This window comes from Gluconobacter sp. OJA (assembly GCF_039638325.1).
GTDB classification, from domain to species: domain Bacteria; phylum Pseudomonadota; class Alphaproteobacteria; order Acetobacterales; family Acetobacteraceae; genus Gluconobacter; species Gluconobacter cerinus.
Map to the genome: position 1 here is coordinate 2,268,091 of NZ_JBDIWI010000001.1, position 19,515 is coordinate 2,287,605.

Here is a 19,515-nt window from a genome sequence, read left to right on the forward strand (position 1 = left end):
GGGATCAGTCGTCTTCGTCTTCAAAACCTGGGTCCCGCTCATTGCGATGGACCCAGGCGGACATCAGAAGCCCAAAGCCGAACATCATCGTCAGCATGGCCGAACCGCCATAGGAAATCAGCGGGAGCGGCACGCCACCGACCGGAATAGCACCCATCACCATCGACAGATTGACGGCACAATACAGGAAAAAATCCATTGCGATGCCGAGCCCGAGCAGTCGCCCGAATTGATTACGGCTCCGCATGGCAATGAGCATTCCTCCTAATGTGAGAGTGGTCAGCAATCCAATGACTGCAATGCCCCCTGCAAAACCCCATTCTTCGCCGATCATGGTGAAAATGAAGTCTGTCTGTTTTTCCGGAAGGAAGTTCAGCTGCCCCTGGCTGCCATGCAGATATCCTTCCCCCCACATTCCGCCTGAGCCAAGCGCAATCTTGGACTGGATGATGTTGTAGCCGGCCCCCAGAGGATCATGCTCCGGATGCAGGAAGGTATCGATCCGGGCCTTCTGATAGTCATGCAAATGGCCGTAAATGAATTTCCCAAGGAACGGAATTGGCGCCACGAGAAGAACGATTTGCCATAGTCGCATGCCTGCAGCGAAAAACAGCGTTGCACCAATAACGCCAATAATCGTCGCAGTCCCAAGATTGGGCTCCTTGAGCACCAGAACGACGGGCAGAAGCGTCAAGATGGCAGGCATTATCAGACGCAGCGGGTTCCCCATCCGCTCGTTACCAATCCGGTGAAACCACGTAGCAAGCATCAGGATCAGGCCGATTTTGGCGAACTCTGAAGGTTGGAACTGCATTCCTGCCAGATTGATCCAGCGTTCGGCCCCCTTACCCACATGCCCCATTCGCAGCACGAGCCCGAGCAGCAGGATGGACAACAAATAGACGGGAACGGCCATAATGCGCAGAATGCGTGGGCTGACCAGCGCCACTGCAATCATCATGACCAATCCAAAACCGAACCGAACCATTTGCGGCCCAGCGAAAGGTTTGGCTGATCCGCCCCCAGCCGAATACAGCGCCACATACCCAACACCCGCCAGCAAACAGACCAGCAGCACATACAGCCAGTTGACCTGAAGCAGCCGGGCCATAGGGCGGAAATCTGGCTCAGCACGCAGGAGCCGTTTATCAGATTTCAGAAAGCCAAATGTATTCATGACACCGCCCCTCACCCTTGCTCCGGTTCTGCCTGCGCCACAGTCTGCCCGGGAGGCCTGGATTGATTGGATGGATCACGAAGCAAAGTGTCTGTCATGATCTGCTTGGCCAGCGGGGCAGCTTCGTCTGCGCCTGCATTGCCATGCTCCACCACGACCGAGACTGCATATCGGGGGTCATCATATGGAGCGAAACAAATGAACAGCGCATGAGGACGATATTCCCATGGCAAGCTCATGGAATTAAAGTGCCCAGACTCACGCAAAGCCCGGGATACGCGCCGCACCTGAGCTGACCCGGTTTTCCCCGCCATCTGGACATCAGGCAGATCCAAACGGGCTTTCGGGGCCGTACCACGCTGCTCATTCACGACCGCAAACATACCTGCACGAACAACATTCAAATGTTCCTGCGGGATATCCACTGCCGGAGCGGCGTCCAAAGAAGCCAGTCCGGAAATCTGGTCATTCGTTGCGCGGATCAGATGCGGTTGAACATTTCGACCTGAAGCAATCCGGGATACGTAGGTTGCAAGCGCCAAGGGCGTGACCTGCACAAAGCCCTGACCAATACCCGCATTCACCGTATCACCGCCATTCCAGTGAAAGCCGTGCTGCTGTCGCCATTCCGGCGTCGGGATGACACCTGCGCGGACATGCGGCAGCTCAATATCGAGTTTCACACCCAGCCCCATGGCGTTCCCGACGGCCTTGATCGGGTCCATGCCACAGCGGCGGGCTACTTCGTAAAAATAAACGTCACAGGAAAATTTGAGGGCTTCACGCATGTTGATCATGCCGTGCCCCCATTTGTTCCAGCAGTGGAACCGCACGCCACCCATGTCGAAATAACCGGGGCAATTGAAGCGGTCCTGCGGCGTCACGGCACCAGCTTTCAGGGCGCCCATCGCCACTGCGGGCTTGAAGGTAGACCCAGGCGGATACAGCCCGGAAACAGCCTTGTCTACGAGTGGCGTCCGCGGGTCATTCGCCCACTCATTCCACTGCGCATGGCTGACACCGGAATCAAACAGGGAGGGATCGAAAGACGGGGTACTGACCATCGCCAGCACTTCACCATTCCGGCAGTCCATGACCACGGAACTGGCGACGCGATCACCCAGCCGCTCTAAGACCTTTGACTGGAGGCCGACATCCAGAGTCAGGCGAACATCCTCTCCCTGCTGGCCTTCCACACGGTCAATCTCGCCAATCACACGCCCCAGCGCGTTGACTTCCATTTCAACAGACCCCGGATCTCCACGAAGAACCGATTCCTGCGTCTGCTCTATACCAGCCCGCCCCACGCGCATTCCTGGCAGGGACAACGTCGTGTCCTTGGCCACATCGTCTTCATTCGGCGGAGCAACATAACCGACAATATGCGCAGTCAGGTCCTGAAATGGATAGAGCCGGGTGGATCCGACATCGACGAGAACACCCGGCAATGAGGGAGCATTCAATTCAATCCGCGCCATGTCATCCCATGACAGGAATTCATGGAGCGTGACCGGAACATATTTATGAACGTGCTTCAGATCGCGCTCAATGCGAGCCCGATCATGCTCATCAAGCGGCACAATCTGTGCAAACCGTTCAATGACAGAGGCGATATCTGTCGTTTCTTCCGGCATCAGGAGCGCGCGCCAACTGACCTTGTTATCAGCAAGAGCCACACCAAAGCGGTCATGGACGGTTCCACGCGCGGGAGCCAGCAGACGCTTGCTTGTACGGTTGCGCTCCGCAAGCTGGCGGAGATGGTCGCCCTCAATGGTCTGAATATTATAAAGCCGTCGCCCCAAAGCCCCCAGAACACCCGCTTGGACCGCCATCACCACGAGAGCACGGCGCGTGAAGACGCCACGCCCTGAGCGAACAGGCGCATCCTGGCTTCGTGAGCGCAGCAGGGTCCGAAAAGGGCGTTTTCTGGAAAACATCAGGTCAGGCGTTCAAGTCCGGAAAAGAAAGCGGCGATTTGCGCGGAGAGCGCGAAAATGCGCCGTCAGGCCTGATCGGGATTGGCAAACGTGCGGCGGCCCCAGACAAACAGCGCGGTAAGGCTGGGATAGATACCGATTGTTAGCGCAGCCTGAAAGAGGCCTGGTGCGGGCGATAATAGCGCAAATGCATGCAGACAGACGAGAGCCCACTGAAAAAAGGATGCCAGCGCCGCCAGAAAGCTGAAAATCAGCCAGCAGGCTACGAATCCCAAGCGGGACAACCCATAGCGCCAGTGATGGGCCACTCCGTAAATCACGAGCAGTGACAGAAGAATGGCACCCGGCGGACCAAAACTGAACAGTTCCAGAACGAGTCCGCACACAAAGACGGCCAGGGCCGGCATGGAACGTGGGCGACTAAAGGCCCAGAACCAGACTGTACACATGGCGATGCCAAACTGAAGCTCTGCCTGCCCGGGAATTCCAAAAGGCGCAGATAGCAGAACCGCCACCAGAATGATGAACAGCGACGGCATGGCCGCGCGAACAAACATGTCCAGCCGGCGGCGGAGCGTCTGTTTCGGCTCAACAGCAGAATGCAAATGGGGGGTGGAGTTTTCGGCAACCATTCCGATTATTGCCCTCCCTTCCCCAAAGGTTCAGACATTCCCGGTAATTTGGGGAACGACAATCCACCCGGCAACGCAGGTTCTGAAGGAGGGCGCCGGATCTTGACGCGCCCTGGCGCATCAGGAGCCTGGCCGCCGTCGTCACCGTAGTCAAAGACGCGCACGATATCCAGACGGCGCAAGTCAGCGTCCGGCATTACAACCGGCCGGTTGGGAGCGAGGTAATGAACCGTTCCAATCGGAAGGCCCGCAGGCATTGCGCTCTGCCCGCGCGTCTCCACACGTTCCCCTTCAATGGGATGGTGGTCCTGCGGGTAATAAATCAGTCGGGGTGTATCCGTGTCATCCCCGGCCATAATGGCATCTCCATGAGATGCCGCCAGCGTGACAGGAATTCGGCTGGCATCATCATTGATGAGCAGAACACGGACCGTATGAGGCCCGACCTCTGTGACACGCCCTAACAGCCCAGACGAATCCAACGCCACATCGCCCATATGAACCTGATGCCCGCTGCCAACATCCAGCAGAACAGCGCGTGAGTAAGGCCCACCATCATCACGCGTAACGCGGCCGGTCACATACTGGGGGATACTTTCCGGAATCCAGTGAAGGCTATTCTTCAGGCGGCCATTTTCGGCTGCCAGAGCCACAGCCACATCATACCAGTGACGCAGAGCACGATTCTCATCTCGCAGACGGGAGTTCTCCCGTGCAAGATCCGTCGCACCTCGTAGATCTACCAGCCAGTCCTGCAATTTGGCCTGGGGCAGAACAAGAGCCTGATAAGCAGGCGCCAGAATATCCGTGGCCTGCAGACGTGCCCCATCCACTACCGGCCGCCGAACCAGCCCAAGCAGGACCAGTGCCACTGCGAAGAGGATCAGGATCGGCAGAGTTGCTCGTGCGAACACCTGCCGAGTGTGGATGGAGAACACTGAACTGTGTCCTGGTTCAGTACATGCTGCTCAGAACACTGCGCAGACGGCGCATTTCTTCGAGCGCACGCCCCGTTCCCAGCGCCACGCACGACAGCGCATTCTCAGCCACGGTCACAGGAAGCCCGGTGTAGAGACGCAGAACCTCATCGAGGCGGTACAGGAGCGCACCACCGCCGGAGAGGACAATGCCCTTGTCCACGATATCGGCAGCCAGTTCAGGTGGCGTATTTTCCAGTGCTGTCGTCACGGCATCCACGATCTGCATGACCGGCTCTGCCAGACTTTCGGCAATCTGGGCCTGGCTGACCATCACTTCACGCGGCACGCCGTTGATCAGGTCCCTGCCTTTGATTTCCGTGATGGGACCATCCGGATTGGATGGATCATCAGGCATCATGGCGGCGCCAAGCTCGATCTTGATACGCTCGGCAGAGCTTTCGCCTACGAGAAGATTATAGGTCTTCCGGATGTAGGAGATGATGGCCTCGTCCATCTTGTCTCCACCAACACGGGCAGAACGAGCATAGACAATGCCACCGAGTGAGATCACGGCCACTTCCGTCGTCCCGCCACCGATATCCACGATCATGCTGCCAGACGGCTCAGTGACCGGGAGGCCTGCACCGATTGCGGCTGCCATTGGCTCTTCGATCAGCATGACTTTACGGGCACCCGCGCTCTCGGCACTTTCCTGAATGGCCCGACGTTCAACAGCCGTTGCACCGGAAGGAACGCAGATGATGATCTGCGGACTCGCGAAAGCCCGCCGGTTATGCACTTTACGAATGAAGTGCTTGATCATTTCTTCCGCGACTTCGAAGTCCGCAATGACGCCGTCCCGCAGCGGACGGATGGCGGTGATGTTGCCAGGCGTACGCCCGACCATCTGCTTGGCTTCGTTACCAACAGCCAGAACCTGCTTTTTGCCGCGCACTTCAGCGATGGCAACCACAGACGGCTCATCGAGCACGATGCCGCGGCCTTTAACGTAAACGAGCGTGTTGGCAGTGCCGAGGTCGATCGCCATGTCAGCAGACATGAGACCCAGCAGACGAGAAAACATCCAAAACTCCTGGCGCGGCTCTGTGCGGCAGACAGATTATATATCGTAAAGTGGGGCGGGCTCCCCGCGGGTGGACTTAACGATGCAAAGGCCGTTCAGCAAGGGTAACAGTTCGGATAATGTCATTCATGACGAACAACTTTTCATCACGCGACATCAGGACATGGAAAAAAATCTTTCCGCGCCTCAATCCTGCCACCCTTCAGTCACGTTCTCCACGTTACCACTACATGGTCTTATCCGACATTCCTTTCTGAAAGATGACTGGAGTTCGGAGAAACAAAACAGAACAGGACATAAAAACATGAACATCACCAAGACTCCTCGCCTGATCGCCGTCCTGACTCTTTGTGGCGCTGCCCTTGCTGGTTGCGGCAGCCCGTACGACAGTGGCGCCCGCGCAGGCTCTGGCGCACTTGTAGGCGCAGGTGCCGGTGCAGCTATTGGTGCACTTGCTGGCGGTGGACGCGGCGCGGCTATCGGCGCACTTGCAGGTGGTGGTACAGGCGCTGCTGTTGGTGCGGCGACCACGCCAAGCCAGCGTTCACGGAACGGTTACTGAGACTGACACCGGGCTTGGCGACCATGAACTCTAAGGATTTGTGACATGAGGTCCGTTATCGACCGCTCTGCTGTTCGGGGCGTCGCCCTGATTGGAGCTTTTGCGACCGTTCTTTCCCTCGGCGGTTGTCAGGGAAATTATGATCCAGGATCCCGCGCGCTCGGCGGTGGTCTCCTGGGTGGTGGTGCAGGTGCAGCCATCGGCGCACTTGCTGGCGGTGGTCGCGGTGCAGCGATTGGTGCACTCGCCGGCGGGGCCCTTGGTGCGACGACAGGTGCTGTTACCGCCCCTAATCGCCCCAGCTACCAGCAGGGTGGGTACCAGAATGGTTACCCTCAGCAGGGTGGTTACCCTCAGGGCTATCAGCAGCAGAACGGTCAGTACCCGACCTATCCGCAGCAGCAACAGCAGTATCAGTGCCCACCCAACACGAACTGCCAGAACCCGTACCCTCAGCAGCAGGGCTATAACAACGGCAGCTACCCTCAGCAGAGCAATTACGGCTACTGAGTTTCACGGTTTCCGGATGTTAGATCATCCGGAAACCAATAACGGCGAGAAGAATACCCAGAACCCACCGCTGGGTGTCTTCGTGCAATTTGCCTGCACATAACGTTCCCAAAATAATTCCCGGAATGGACCCCATCAGCAACGCGAGAAGCACGGCAGTATCAACCGCCCCTTCCAGCCAGTGACCTCCCCCTGCAATCAGGGTTAATGGCACTGCGTGCGCGATATCCGTTGCAACGAGCGTTCGTGTTGTCAGACGCGGATACAGCATCGTCAGAGCAGCCATGCCGACAGCCCCAGCGCCCACTGACGACAGCGTCACCAGCGTTCCCAACAAAATACCAAGCAAAACGGTCAAAACGGTTTCAGCCGTATTGCTCAGAGGCTTACGCCCTTCAGCCCATGTTCTGAGCCTCGGCTTCAGCAAAATTGCCGGTGCCGTCAGAAGCAGAGCTACGCCAAGAACAACTTGAATCAGACGCGACGCAGCGTCCGACATACCCGCATGGTGCAGGAAAATCAGGCACAGAAGACCTGCCGGAAGACTCCCCGCCATCTGCCAGCCAACAATCTTCCAGTTCACAACGCCCATATGACGGTTGAGGCCGGTGCCAACAATTTTCGTAACGGCTGCGTAAAGCAGGTCTGTTCCGACAGCTGACTGAGGCTTTGCCCCAAACAGCAGGATCAGCAGCGGCGTCATGAGGGACCCTCCCCCCACTCCGGTCATGCCCACCAGAAAGCCTACAAAAAGACCCGACGCCGTATAAAGCCACGAATGCGGCATAGCTGCCCCTTCCAAATCCAGAAGGAGACAATATCAATCGTGTTATTTTTGTCTAGATCATCAATAAACTATATTAATTAGTTTATTGATGATCTCTCATGGTTCGTTCGAAACTTAGAGTGCTTCAGGCTCGGTCCGCTCACGCTTGGTGAGCAGCTTATTCAGAGCATGGATATAAGCACGAACAGCAGACACAACCGTATCGGCATCAGCACCCTGACCGTCTACGAGCTTACCATTTTCCTGCAAACGGACCGTGGTGCGGGCCTGAGCGTCCGTTCCTTCCGTGACGTTTGCCACAGAGAACAGCGCCAGTTCGGCTGAATGAGGGAATGCCTCACCGATGGCACGGAATGCCGCGTCAACCGGGCCATTTCCACTGACAGCCGCATACTGGATGGCGCCATCAACGCTGATTTCCAGCTTGACCTGAGACTTCTGCTTGGTACCGGACGCAACTTCCAGAGAAATCAGATGAACACGCTCGTGATCGCGGCTTTCATCATCGACCAGTGCGCAGATATCGTCATCGAACACGACCTTCTTGCTGTCAGCCAGATCCTTGAACCGGGCAAAAGCAGCGTTCAGAGCCTCGTCTTCCAGCGGCGGGTAGCCAAGCTGAGCCAGCTTGTCGCGGAATGCCGCACGGCCGGAATGCTTGCCCATCACCAGCGAGCTCTTGTTCCAACCCACGCTTTCCGGCGTCATGATTTCATACGTGGCTGCGTTCTTCAGAACACCGTCCTGATGGATGCCACTTTCATGTGCGAAGGCGTTCCGGCCAACGATGGCCTTGTTCGGCTGCACGTCGAAGCCCGTGATCGTCGCCAGCATCCGGGACATGCCCAGCAGCTTCGGCGTCTCGATGCCCGTCACCTTGCCGTACTGGTCATGACGCGTCCGCAGCGCCATGACGATTTCTTCCAACGCAGCATTACCAGCACGCTCACCGATGCCATTGATCGTGCATTCGATCTGACGGGCACCGCCTTCGACAGCGGCCAGCGTATTTGCAACGCCCAAGCCCAGATCATTGTGGTTATGGGTGGAGAAAATCACCTGATCCGCGCCCGGCACCCGTTCACGCAGCATATCAAAAATGCGTCGCATTTCTTCGGGCGTTGCAAAGCCTACGGTGTCAGGAATGTTGATGGTGTTCGCACCATTTTTGATGGCGACTTCGACACAACGGCACAGGAAGTCAGGGTCCGTACGGGAACCGTCTTCAGCAGACCATTCCACGTCATCCGTGTACTGACGTGCCTTCTGATTGCCAGACGCAATGATGTCCAGAACCGTTTCCGGCTCCATCCGCAGCTTATACTTCATGTGCAGCGGAGATGTGGAAATGAAGTTATGAATTCGGGAGCGTTCAGCCCCCTTCAGGGCTTCACCACAGGATTCAATGTCGCGCTTGCCACCGCTACGGGCCAGACCGCAGATCACGGAACCACGGACTTCATCCGCAATGCTGCGCACGCTTTCGAAGTCGTCCTTGGATGCGACCGGGAAGCCTGCCTCAATAACGTCCACGCCCAGAGCGCTCAACGCATGAGCCATGCGGAGCTTCTCTTCGAGGTTCATGGAGAAACCGGGGGACTGTTCACCGTCACGGAGCGTCGTATCGAAAATGATAACGCGGTCGTCGGAAATTGTACCGAAGGACGGGTGTTGGAAAGTCATGTCTTGATCATCTCGCTGGTCAGGAAATTTTCTGGTCTGTCATCCCCTGAACGCAACGGAACGCTGCCCGCCTTGATGTGGCGTTCAGGGGCCGATAAGTCGAAGCGAGAGGATCGAAAGAAATGTCATGGGCACGGAAAATGTCCGATTCTTTCGTCATGCGCAACCCACATGACTAAAAACTCTGCCCTGCGTTCTTTCAGGGTCAACCTGTCATCACACCGGGGCGGGTTGAAAAGTACCGATCGACCGCAGTTTTCATAGCGCTGGCAACCTGCGTGCGATGCACAGCCTGCCGTAACGCAGCCTCATCCAGCCGGTTGGACATGAAACCCATCTCCACCAGAACTGACGGTATTTCTGCAGACTTCAACACCACAAAAGCCGCATGACGGGACGGATGCGTCAGCAGTCCTATGCGACTACGAAATGCTCCTACAACGCTGGATGCCATGTGCGCAGACCCACGCCGCGTTTCTTCAGAAACCAGGCTGGAAAGGATCTGCTGGACGTCGGGAGACATGCCATGGAATGCAGGGCCGCCAAACCGATCTGCACTATTCTCCCGCTGAGCCAGAGCCGCTGTCTGAGCATCCGACGCTCCGCTGGAAAGCGTATAGACACTCGCCCCGCGAACATCACGGTCATGCAGCGCATCGGCGTGCATAGAAATAAAGAGATGCGCCTGATGCTGCTGGGCCATTTCCACGCGCCCTTCCAGGGGAATGAAATGGTCCTCCGAACGGGTCATAGCCACGCGGTACTGTCCGGACGCCAGAAGCTGGCGCCGCAGTTCTGTCGCAGCAGCTTCAGCAATATGTTTCTCATACGTACCGGAAATACCGATTGCGCCAGGATCTTTCCCGCCATGTCCGGGATCCAGCATGACCAGCGGTTTGGGCGGCGGCGCATTTCGGTGAACAGCCGGTGCCTGAAGCGGTTTGGCGGATGGGGAATGAGATGTCGGGTGCTTAGTCCGGGCGATGGCACTCAAGGGAGCCACCGTGGAGAGGCAGGCAAGACCTTCCATTACCATGCGTCGCGTCAGCATCCGTTTACCCTGCGTCTTTTCGATCATCTGGACCTTCAATCATAACAGACACAGGACAATGTCTGAAACAAGGCAAAGCACCTTTTGGAGAGCCGGAAAAAGCCCTGCTTGCCAGCGGCCCTTCTTTAAGTCATCCTGTGCGCCAAGGACCTGAAGAGAGCGGTCCGATCGTTTGTGGGCTTTTATCCTTTTCCCACAACGCTCCCGCCTCGATCGTCCGAGCCGCGACGCCCCATCGTTTGACATGTGCCGGACATTTTCTGCGCCATGTCCTGATCGGGCTGCTCCGGCAGGATTAGTTCAGTCCGGCACAGGCTCACAACCTGACCGGAGTGCGTTTTCATCCGGTACCAGACCACGGGCCGGACGTCTGTCAGGGGTCGAATGTCACGCGACGTGATCACAGCCAGGAGCCTAACCGAAACGGGACCAGATGCGTCCCGCGGTCTGGCATTCCGGCTGATCCGCCCCCTCCACCCCGTACAATCAGGTGTTCCCTCTGGCCCAAAGCGCCACACTGGAGCATCGTGGAGTTCAGTTTTCTATGACCAAGCGTATGCTTATCGACACCACACACGCGGAAGAAACGCGTGTTGTGGTCATGGACGGTGACCGCGTTGAAGATTACGACGTCGAGACATCGTCCAAGAAACAGCTCAAGGGCAACATCTACCTTGCCAAAGTCATCCGTGTTGAGCCGAGCCTTCAGGCCGCTTTCGTAGAATACGGCGGAAACCGTCACGGCTTCCTCGCCTTCAGCGAAATTCACCCGGATTACTTCCAGATCCCCGTCGCAGATCGCGAGAAGCTTCTGGCCATCCAAGAAGAAGAGGTTGCGTCTGAACAGCGCGCCGAACTGCCGGACAGTGAGGAAGAGCCCGCTTCTGAAGAAACGGACGAGAACGACAACCAGGATCGTCGCGCACCGGAGACTGTCGGTGGCGAGCATGACACGGGTGAGGAAAGCGCGGCTTCGCGTCGTACAGCCCGTTTCCTGCGCAACTACAAGATTCAGGAAGTCATTCGCCGCCGTCAGGTCCTTCTCGTTCAGGTCGTGAAAGAAGAGCGTGGCAACAAGGGCGCCGCCCTCACCACCTACGTTTCTCTTGCTGGCCGTTATTGCGTCCTGATGCCGAACGCCCTGCGTGGCGGTGGTGTCTCTCGCAAGATTACTTCTGACACGGATCGTCGCCGTCTGCGCGACATCATTGCAGAGCTGAACCTGCCCAAGACGATGGCTATGATCGTCCGGACAGCAGGGGCAGGACGTCCAGGACCGGAAATCATCCGCGACTGTGAATACCTGCTTCAGCTCTGGGACGACATTCGCTCACACGCCCTGTCTTCCGTTGCCCCAACACTGGTTTACGAGGAAGCGAGCCTCATCAAGCGCGCCATTCGCGACCTGTTCTCCAAAGACATCGAAGACATCATGGTCGACGGTGAATCTGCGTGGAGAAGTGCGCGTGAGTTCATGCGCCTGCTGATGCCGCACAACGCTGGCAAGGTGAAGCTCTGGCAGAACCGTGGGCAAAGCCTCTTCGCGCGTTACAACGTCGAAGGGCATCTGGATGCGATGTTCTCCCCGACCGCACGCCTGAAGTCTGGTGGCTATCTGGTCATCAACCAGACGGAAGCACTTGTCGCCATCGACGTAAACTCTGGCAAATCCACGTCCCAGCGCAACATTGAGGAAACGGCACTCCGCACGAACCTTGAAGCTGCTGAAGAAGTTGCGCGCCAGCTGCGCCTGCGTGATCTGGCCGGCCTTGTCGTCATTGACTTTATCGACATGGAAAGCCGTCGCCATAACGCTCAGGTCGAGAAGCGCCTTAAGGAATCCCTGCGTACTGATCGCGCGCGCATTCAGGTCGGACATATCTCTCATTTCGGTCTACTCGAAATGTCCCGCCAGCGTCTGCGTCCGTCCATCGCTGAAGCACTGCTGACGCCTTGCCCGCACTGTCAGGGCACTGGCTTCATTCGCGGTACGGAAAGCTCCGCTCTTCATGTGCTGCGTGCCATCGATGAAGAAGGCACCCGCCAGCGTGCCGCCGAAATCGATGTTCACATCGGATCGGACATTGCCCTCTACATTCTGAACAACAAGCGCGACTGGCTGTCTGACATTGAGCAGCGTCACCGCATGCGCGTAATCTTCCGCACGGAAGAAGATCTGCCCGCAGCAGACATGCGTATCGAGCGTATCCGTCCGCAGACGGCTGCACCGGCACCAGAGCCAGTACCGGCTCAGATTGCTGCGCCTCACAACGTTCGCACGATCGAAATCATTGAGGACGAGGCACCTGTCGTTCCTCAGGCCGCCGCGGTTGAAGCGCGGGCTGAGTTGCCTGCCCGGAGTGAAGACGTCGAAGTCAACACGGGTGACGAGGAAGAGGGCAACAACGGCAACCGTCGTCGTCGTCGCCGCCGTCGTCGTGGTCGTCGTGATCAGAACGGCGAGAACGAGACCGTTCAGGGCAATGCTGCCGAACCAAACGGTGAACAGCCTTCCGTCCACCGGTCTGACGATGAAACCGAAGAAGTCGGTCTTATCCCGGGTCGTCGCCGGACGCGCTTCAAGCGTGTTCAGAAGGAAGACGAAGTCGCAGCAGAAGCTCCGGTGCAGGAAAAGGTGTCTGTCCAGGAAGAAGCACCTAAGCCAGCACGCCACGCTCCGGTTCAGCAGCCTTCCCAGCGCCGCCGGGAAGAACGCCAGCCTGTTTCGCGTGGATATGCAGGCCCGACGCCGGCTGATCCGTTCGGTGGAAGCTTCGATATTTTCGATGTGATCGAACAGGCTGAAATGGAGCAGGCTTCCCGCCCGCTTCAGACATCTACAGCAACCCCTGCTCGCCTTTCTGTCGAGAGCGCTCCGGTAGTTGACGTTGCCGAGATCGCTGCCGAGCCGATTGCTGCAGAACATGAAAAGCCAAAGCGCACCAGAGGCCGCCGCAGCACCAAGGCTCTGAAGGCTGAAGCTGCGGCACCGGTAGCGGCAGAAGAAGTCGTCGTGGCTGCTCTGACTGCTCCGACGGAAGAGGAAGCTCCGGCAAAGCCAAAGCGCCCACGCACCCGTCGCACGACCAAGGCTACAGAAGCCAAGGCAGACGACGTTGTTGTGGAAGCAATGGCTCCGGAGGCCTCAGCTCCTGTCGCCGAGGAAGAGGCAACCGCCAAGCCGAAGCGTACTCGCGCCCGTCGCGCAACCAAGGCTGTCAAAGCCGACGACGCCGCAGCGGATGATGGAAACACGCTACAGCCCATCAACATTGACGAGTTGCCACCGGTGACGCGTCGCATGGGCTGGTGGAAGCGGTAACACCCGCTTCTCACCTCAACAAAAAGCCGACCGGATATTTCCCGGTCGGCTTTTTTTATGCCCGGTTTATGCGTAACGCTTCAGGCAACCTTCAAGGCTTGTGGAGCCCCGCACGGGGTCTGCGGGGCGGTCATAATGTTGATGAACAAAGAGCCCGCTCATGTTCGCATAAGACTGCGCGGCCTCTTTCGAGAAACCGTTTCCGCGATAGGCCTCATACCACCTCTCCTGGGGAATGACCTGCACCTGGACGACGCGTCCTACCAGTCTGGAAAGGACAGCAGCAACATCTGAAGGCGTGTAGCTTTCCGGCCCCTCAATATTGTGGATACCCGTCTCTTCGACGTCAGATATCAGTAACTGACCTGCCAGGCTTCCAACATCTTCTGGCGCAACCATGGGAAACGCCTGTGTTGACGGCAGAAATGTCTGTAGCACTCCTGTTGCTTTTGCAGCGCTTATCGCCCCTGCCCAGTTGCTCATGTAATAGGCCGCGCGGACAATACACACCGGAACGTTCAGGGCCTGCGCACCCTGTTCCAGCTCATACAAAACGCCAAGATCACCACAGTGCTCACCAGGCTGTGCGCCGTAGGTGGATTGCACGACGACCTTTTCCAGAGCGACGCCCCGCAATGCTTTCAAAATGGAGCATACGGTCTTGCGTTCTTCCACATCCGTATTGCCAGACACTGCCGCAGGAGGATTGAGAACGAATACGCGTTTCGCCCTCTGAAAAAGTGCCCTCAGAGTATCGGTGTCGTTCACATCCACTGCCGCATAATCTACGCCGGCATGGCGTTGTTCAGAGGCCGCAACCACCTGACGGGTTACTACCGAGACATCATGTCCTGCCGCCAGAACAGTTTGTGCAACAGCGCGGCCGACATGGCCCGTCCCGCCAAGAATGACATACATGCCTATATCCCCTGTATCGTCGAAAGGCGTGCCCCCAGAACGGCATCAGCCTCCGTAAGGAGACCCCACGAAGGCTGATGAAAGCACACACGATGTAGCTAAATGGCGTAACCCGTCAGGATTTTTTTACGAATTCAGACTTCAGGTTCATTGCGCCAATTCCCGCGATCTTACAGGCAATATTATGTCCGTCCGTCGCATCAACAAGACGAATGTTCTTGACCTTGGTGCCGCTTTTCACAACCAACGAAGATCCTTTGACCTTCAGGTCCTTCGCAACCGTAACGCTGTCACCATCTACAAGAACATTGCCATTGGCATCTTTGATTTCCGCAGATGCGTCGCCAGCATCGGCCTGACCGCCCTCTTCCGGGTTCCATTCATTGCCGCAGTCCGGACAGACCCACAGGGTCCCATCCGGATAAACATGCTCCGACCCACATTTGGGACATTTCAGCTCATCAGTCATATTAAACCTCACTCTTTCGTGAGATCCACTTTAAAGCACTGAAGATGATAGGGAAATGCGCCAGCTCAATCTGCCCGGAAATTTTTACCGGCAAACGCTCTTGTTGCCGTTTGCCGCAATGAATGTTCCCGTCAAAGGTTCAAAACACGCATTCTGCGGGCAGGACGACGTTGTGGTGGCCAAACCCTGCGCATAGAGCGCTGATCCCGCCAGATTGGCTTCACGCTGCGCTGTCCCGCAAAGCGGCGTATTTGACGCCGCAGACGGGTCATTCAGAAGCACCTTATGACCGTCTGCCGGAGCTTCTTCGGCTAATCCCGGAGCAAAATCCTGCGGGGGAATCTTCTGGGCGGGAGCCTGCACGGCCGCGCTGGAAGATGGGGCGGAAGGCTGCTCCGCACAAGCTGCCAGAAGAGGCAGGACAACAAGGCTCAACCAGAACGAACGCATGTGAACTCCGGATCACAAACCGGGCCACGCCCGGACACTTCACCATTAAAGACCCAGATCGGCCTGGGACGTAAGAAGGGTATCGAGTTTTGCCCCACGTTGGCCGTCAGCGAAAGACAGAACCACACGTCCGTTCAAAGGTTCCGCGTCGGAATGGGTCACGGGACGCCCCTTGCTATCCTGGACGAGCACATATCCCCGGCTGAGGATCGCCCTTGGGGAGACCGCTTCCAGATGACTTCCCAACCCATCAAGACGCGCTTTTTGAAGCCGGATGGCGCTATTAAGAGTCTCAGGAGACAGTCTCTGTCGTTCTACTCGAAGGTGGAACCGTTGGGACGCGCGCTGCCATGCCGTGACAAGAGCGGTCTCTGACGCACGAAGAGCGCTTTGTCGCCGTTCGATCATTAAACGTGGTGACGGAAGCTGCCTTGAGGGCGCAGTCAGGGCGGCCCTCGCCCGGCTGACAATCAGTTCCGGCGACGGCAGTTGCCGTACCGGAGCATCCAGACGGCTTCTTGCGCGCATGACAAAGGCTGGAAGAGCAAGATCAAGGCGCTGGCTCCGGTCATCCAAACGCATGCGTGCAGTCTCAAGAAGAGACGGCAGATCTGGCAGTCGCGATGTAGCCTGCTCCAGCCTTGCCCGGGATGTCTGCATGATGCGGCTCAAACCACCTGCCAGACGGGCCGTCCGATGTGCCAGATCTGCGACCAGTTCAGAGCGCAAGGGCACGGCCATTTCTGCCGCAGCCGTTGGCGTCGGTGCACGGCGGTCTGAGACAAGATCGATCAGGGTGGTGTCTGTCTCGTGCCCGACAGCCGAAATAACCGGGATGGGACAGGCTGCAACGGCACGTAAAACACGCTCATCATTGAAGGCCATAAGATCTTCAAGAGAGCCACCACCACGGGCCACAATCAGAACATCCGGGCGACGAGACCTCTGTGCCATACCGTCAATGGCCGCAGCGATCTGGGCTGCAGCCCCCTCTCCCTGCACGGCAACGGGCCACAACAACACATCCCGGGGAAAGCGGCGTTCAATGGTCGTACGAATATCATGAAGAACCGCCCCGGACCGTGACGTCACGACACCGACAAGCGATGGCAGAAACGGAATGGGTTTCTTGCGATCGGCTTCGAACAGTCCTTCATCAAGCAGTTTGCGACGCAAGCGCTCAATATTGGCGAGCAGAGCCCCTTCGCCTGCGAATTCCATCCGATCAATAATAAGCTGATAGCTGGAGCGCTCGCCGTAGGACGAGACCTTCCCCGTCGCGATGACTTCATTACCGTTCTCGGGCGCCATTCCCAGACGCGAGACTGTTCCACGCCAGATGACGCCGGAGATCTTTCCGCCCTCATCCTTCAGGGACAGATAGATATGCCCTGACGGGTAACGCTTGAGTTCCGTCACCTCACCACGCACACGAACACGCCCGAATCCGGTCTCAAGCGTGCGCTTGATGGCCCCGGAAATCTCGGAAACTGAATATTGCGGCACATTCCCGCGTGCAGACGCGGCATCACTCTCCATCATGGCGCCAGTCTATGCTACGCACGCCGTCAGACGAAGCCCTGATCTCAGGGACCCGCAGATGAAAAAGGGAGAGCGGAATGCGCGTTTTGCTGGTCGGTTCCGGAGGGCGCGAACACGCCCTGGCAACATGTCTGGCGCGCTCGCCCAGTCTTACGGCACTTTATGCGGCGCCTGGCAATCCTGGCATAGCGTCTTTGGCTACCTTGGTTCCCCTCAAGGTTGATGACGTCGCCGGTCTTGTTGCCTTTGCAAAAGAGCAGAAAATTGATCTGATCGTCCCCGGACCTGAAGCCCCTTTGGTCGCAGGCCTTGCTGATGCCTGTGCGGACGCTGGCATTCCATGTGCTGGCCCGACCAGGGCGGCAGCTCTGCTGGAGGGTAGCAAAGCCTTCACCAAAGAAGTGGTTGACGCCGCAGCCATTCCAACTGCAAAATGGGAGCGCTTTGAAGAAGAAGCTCCTGCCCTTGAATTTGTGCGTCGACGCGGCGCACCGATCGTGGTGAAAGCAGATGGACTAGCCGCCGGTAAAGGCGTCGTCGTAGCGCTGAGCGTGGACGAGGCAGAGGATGCCATTCGCAAGCTGGGCATGCCGCTTGTGATTGAAGAATGCCTTGTGGGCGAAGAAGTCTCCCTTTTCGCATTCTGCTCTGACGAAAAAGCCGTTCTGATCGGTGCCGCACGAGACCACAAACGCCTCGGAGATGGCGATACAGGCCCCAATACGGGTGGCATGGGCGCTATTTCTCCGCCACCAGCTTTTGACCGAGCAGCTCAGGAAAAAGCCCTTGATCTCAGCGTTCGCCCGATGCTGGCAGAAATGGTTCGCCGGGGAACACCTTTCCGCGGTGTGATCTTTGCAGGGCTGATGCTGACCAGCGAAGGCCCAAAACTGATTGAATATAACGTCCGGTTTGGGGACCCTGAAGCACAGGCGTTGTTAATCCGCCTGAAGTCAGACCTGCTCCCCATTCTTGCAGCGCTTGCTAATGGCAATCTTGAACATGCCGCTGCCGAATTTTTGGATGAGGCTTCCATTTCTCTGGTGCTGGCCGCCAATGGCTATCCGGATGCCCCAAAGAAGGGAGGGCGCATCACAGGTATCGAACGTGCTGAAGCCGTTCCGGGCGTGTCAGTTTTCCATGCTGGCACAAAACTGGTCGATGGAGTGCTTGTCGCTGATGGCGGCCGCGTCCTGACCGTTTGTGCCAAAGCAAGCACCCCTGAAGAGGCACGCCGCCTTGCCTATGAGGGTGCCTCAGCCATTCAATGGGAAGACAAGATCTTCCGGACCGATATCGGCCTCTAGAAAGCCTGCTCAAGAAACAGGCTTTCTGTGTCTTCGGGCATCAGGATGTGGAAAGGGCTCGCAGTGCATCGGTTGTTGGAAGAATTTTTATAAAGTTCAACCAGAACCCATCTGGGCCTTTCTGCTCCACCACGAATTCGTTGCTTTTCGCAGGGAAATTTACCGCATAAAAACGGAGTTCCCCTTTCTGCTGGTAGAAGGCGACTGGCACGTTTTCGAAGCTCGAGATTTCTCCCTTACACTTAACGTCAAAATGAGATGTTAAATCAGGATCACGGGCAGCAACAATAAGAGTGTATGCCTGATCCGCCCCAAGTGAAACTTGCAAAGTAACTTCTCTGTCGAAAAACATCGCGTGGCTTCGGTCATAACTTGGAAGCGATGCACAAACCCTCTCAGGATATTCAGAGTAAACCTGACCCAAGGCTTGGGGCCAATCTAACGCCATCCCTTCGGAAGCCAGATCAAAATCAATTCCCGTGAGAAGCTCACGCGCATCATCGACAACATCTTCGCGTAAAACCGGATTATTATAGATCCGAGGGCAATGGAAAAGGCGTGAATAGGCTTCAAAATCGTTAATCTTCCGAGATCTATGCCGCGAAATTCCGTTACTGATCTCTTCTTCTGAAATCATGCAATGATAGTCTTGTACAAAATTAGAAACAATAAATTTCTCATTCATCTCTGTAACCGGATGAATAAACGTTTTTTCTGTTTCGTTGATAATTTCTTTTTCAAGATAAACAGGCGCCCAATCATACTGCCTTAAACTATCACAGTAATGCGCGAGCTCTTCTGTTCTCATACCTGCACTAATAATTTCATGCGACATGACGGCTTCACCAATCGGCCATGTCAACAACCCTTTTTCTCTCTTAAGAACTGACATTTCCAATCGTCTCTTCAAAATAAGCAAAGCAGCTTTTCTCGAAAAGAACGAAATACAGAAGAGTCCTTTGTGAATATGTTGTGAAAGATCATAGTATCCTTCACAACTTCCAGAATGAGCCCAGGCGTGATTTTCAGCTCCAACATGGAGGGTTCGAAAAACCCCCTGGTATTGAGGTCTGCTCTGTGATTCCATTTCCCCTTAGTTGATTGGGGATGATGAAAGATGAAGCAGCCGGGTTTCTTTGATGTTGAAGAACGGCTTGCCCGCTT

18 protein-coding genes are annotated in these 19,515 nt (G+C 56.6%); 4 read left to right on the plus strand and 14 right to left on the minus strand.

Annotation, left to right across the window (positions count from 1 at the left end; translation table 11 throughout):
- Positions 1-4: 4 nt before the first annotated feature.
- From rodA to ABDK75_RS10305, 5 genes are all read right to left on the minus strand, one after another.
- Positions 5-1,177 (minus strand): rod shape-determining protein RodA, encoded by a 1,173-nt coding sequence (gene rodA, locus ABDK75_RS10285; protein ID WP_064273947.1) that lies wholly within the window; start codon positions 1,175-1,177, stop codon positions 5-7.
- An 11-nt stretch (positions 1,178-1,188) separates the two neighbouring features.
- The gene (gene mrdA, locus ABDK75_RS10290; protein WP_211497848.1) at positions 1,189-3,114 is read right to left on the minus strand and encodes a penicillin-binding protein 2; all 1,926 of its coding nucleotides are present in this window, start codon (positions 3,112-3,114) and stop codon (positions 1,189-1,191) included.
- Between the two features lie 65 nt (positions 3,115-3,179).
- Positions 3,180-3,746: a hypothetical protein gene (locus ABDK75_RS10295; protein WP_046899733.1), complete on the minus strand. Its 567-nt coding sequence runs from the start codon at positions 3,744-3,746 to the stop codon at positions 3,180-3,182.
- A gap of 5 nt (positions 3,747-3,751) precedes the next feature.
- Complete coding sequence (gene mreC, locus ABDK75_RS10300) at positions 3,752-4,684, minus strand: rod shape-determining protein MreC (RefSeq protein ID WP_346005799.1); 933 nt, start codon at positions 4,682-4,684, stop codon at positions 3,752-3,754.
- Between the two features lie 16 nt (positions 4,685-4,700).
- Positions 4,701-5,750 carry a rod shape-determining protein gene (locus ABDK75_RS10305; protein WP_007283695.1) on the minus strand — a complete coding sequence of 350 codons (1,050 nt, stop codon included), beginning with the start codon at positions 5,748-5,750 and terminating at the stop codon, positions 4,701-4,703.
- Positions 5,751-6,054: 304 nt separating this feature from the next.
- Here ABDK75_RS10305 and ABDK75_RS10310 point away from each other — a divergent pair, with 304 nt between their 5' ends.
- Both ABDK75_RS10310 and ABDK75_RS10315 read left to right on the plus strand, forming a co-directional pair.
- A complete protein-coding gene (locus ABDK75_RS10310) occupies positions 6,055-6,312 on the plus strand; it encodes a hypothetical protein (RefSeq protein WP_046899876.1) in 258 nt (85 codons plus the stop codon).
- A 45-nt stretch (positions 6,313-6,357) separates the two neighbouring features.
- On the plus strand, positions 6,358-6,822 hold the full coding sequence (locus ABDK75_RS10315) for a hypothetical protein (RefSeq protein WP_211496562.1): 465 nt from the start codon (positions 6,358-6,360) through the stop codon (positions 6,820-6,822).
- Positions 6,823-6,841: 19 nt separating this feature from the next.
- Here ABDK75_RS10315 and ABDK75_RS10320 read toward each other — a convergent pair whose 3' ends face one another.
- The 3 genes from ABDK75_RS10320 to ABDK75_RS10330 all read right to left on the minus strand — a co-directional run bounded on the left by ABDK75_RS10320 (position 6,842) and on the right by ABDK75_RS10330 (position 10,343).
- A complete protein-coding gene (locus tag ABDK75_RS10320) occupies positions 6,842-7,609 on the minus strand; it encodes a sulfite exporter TauE/SafE family protein (protein ID WP_099210484.1) in 768 nt (255 codons plus the stop codon).
- A gap of 114 nt (positions 7,610-7,723) precedes the next feature.
- Entirely contained in the window at positions 7,724-9,292 is a 1,569-nt protein-coding gene (locus ABDK75_RS10325) for a 2-isopropylmalate synthase (RefSeq protein WP_046899736.1), read from the minus strand.
- Positions 9,293-9,497: 205 nt separating this feature from the next.
- A complete protein-coding gene (locus tag ABDK75_RS10330; RefSeq protein ID WP_249195103.1) occupies positions 9,498-10,343 on the minus strand; it encodes an N-acetylmuramoyl-L-alanine amidase in 846 nt (281 codons plus the stop codon).
- A 544-nt stretch (positions 10,344-10,887) separates the two neighbouring features.
- Between ABDK75_RS10330 and ABDK75_RS10335 the strand changes: the two genes are divergently transcribed.
- Positions 10,888-13,665 (plus strand): Rne/Rng family ribonuclease, encoded by a 2,778-nt coding sequence (locus ABDK75_RS10335; protein WP_346005800.1) that lies wholly within the window; start codon positions 10,888-10,890, stop codon positions 13,663-13,665.
- A gap of 66 nt (positions 13,666-13,731) precedes the next feature.
- Here the strand turns inward: ABDK75_RS10335 and ABDK75_RS10340 are convergent, their stop codons facing one another.
- The 4 genes from ABDK75_RS10340 to xseA all read right to left on the minus strand — a co-directional run bounded on the left by ABDK75_RS10340 (position 13,732) and on the right by xseA (position 17,044).
- The gene (locus ABDK75_RS10340; RefSeq protein ID WP_346005801.1) at positions 13,732-14,583 is read right to left on the minus strand and encodes an NmrA family NAD(P)-binding protein; all 852 of its coding nucleotides are present in this window, start codon (positions 14,581-14,583) and stop codon (positions 13,732-13,734) included.
- Positions 14,584-14,698: 115 nt separating this feature from the next.
- Positions 14,699-15,052 carry a zinc ribbon domain-containing protein YjdM gene (locus ABDK75_RS10345; RefSeq protein WP_346005803.1) on the minus strand — a complete coding sequence of 118 codons (354 nt, stop codon included), beginning with the start codon at positions 15,050-15,052 and terminating at the stop codon, positions 14,699-14,701.
- An 84-nt stretch (positions 15,053-15,136) separates the two neighbouring features.
- Complete coding sequence (locus tag ABDK75_RS10350; RefSeq protein ID WP_211496566.1) at positions 15,137-15,502, minus strand: hypothetical protein; 366 nt, start codon at positions 15,500-15,502, stop codon at positions 15,137-15,139.
- A gap of 45 nt (positions 15,503-15,547) precedes the next feature.
- Positions 15,548-17,044 carry an exodeoxyribonuclease VII large subunit gene (gene xseA / locus ABDK75_RS10355; RefSeq protein WP_346005804.1) on the minus strand — a complete coding sequence of 499 codons (1,497 nt, stop codon included), beginning with the start codon at positions 17,042-17,044 and terminating at the stop codon, positions 15,548-15,550.
- Between the two features lie 77 nt (positions 17,045-17,121).
- Between xseA and purD the strand changes: the two genes are divergently transcribed.
- On the plus strand, positions 17,122-18,351 hold the full coding sequence (gene purD, locus ABDK75_RS10360) for a phosphoribosylamine--glycine ligase (RefSeq protein ID WP_346005805.1): 1,230 nt from the start codon (positions 17,122-17,124) through the stop codon (positions 18,349-18,351).
- 40 nt (positions 18,352-18,391) lie between these two features.
- On the opposite strand, the gene ABDK75_RS10365 is transcribed toward purD, so the two are convergent.
- Together ABDK75_RS10365 and ABDK75_RS10370 are read right to left on the minus strand one after the other, a co-directional pair.
- Positions 18,392-19,243, minus strand: coding sequence for a hypothetical protein (locus ABDK75_RS10365; RefSeq protein ID WP_346005806.1), 852 nt, complete (start codon positions 19,241-19,243; stop codon positions 18,392-18,394).
- A 14-nt stretch (positions 19,244-19,257) separates the two neighbouring features.
- On the minus strand, positions 19,258-19,515 hold a 258-nt coding region (locus ABDK75_RS10370), incomplete at its 5' end, for a hypothetical protein (protein WP_346005807.1).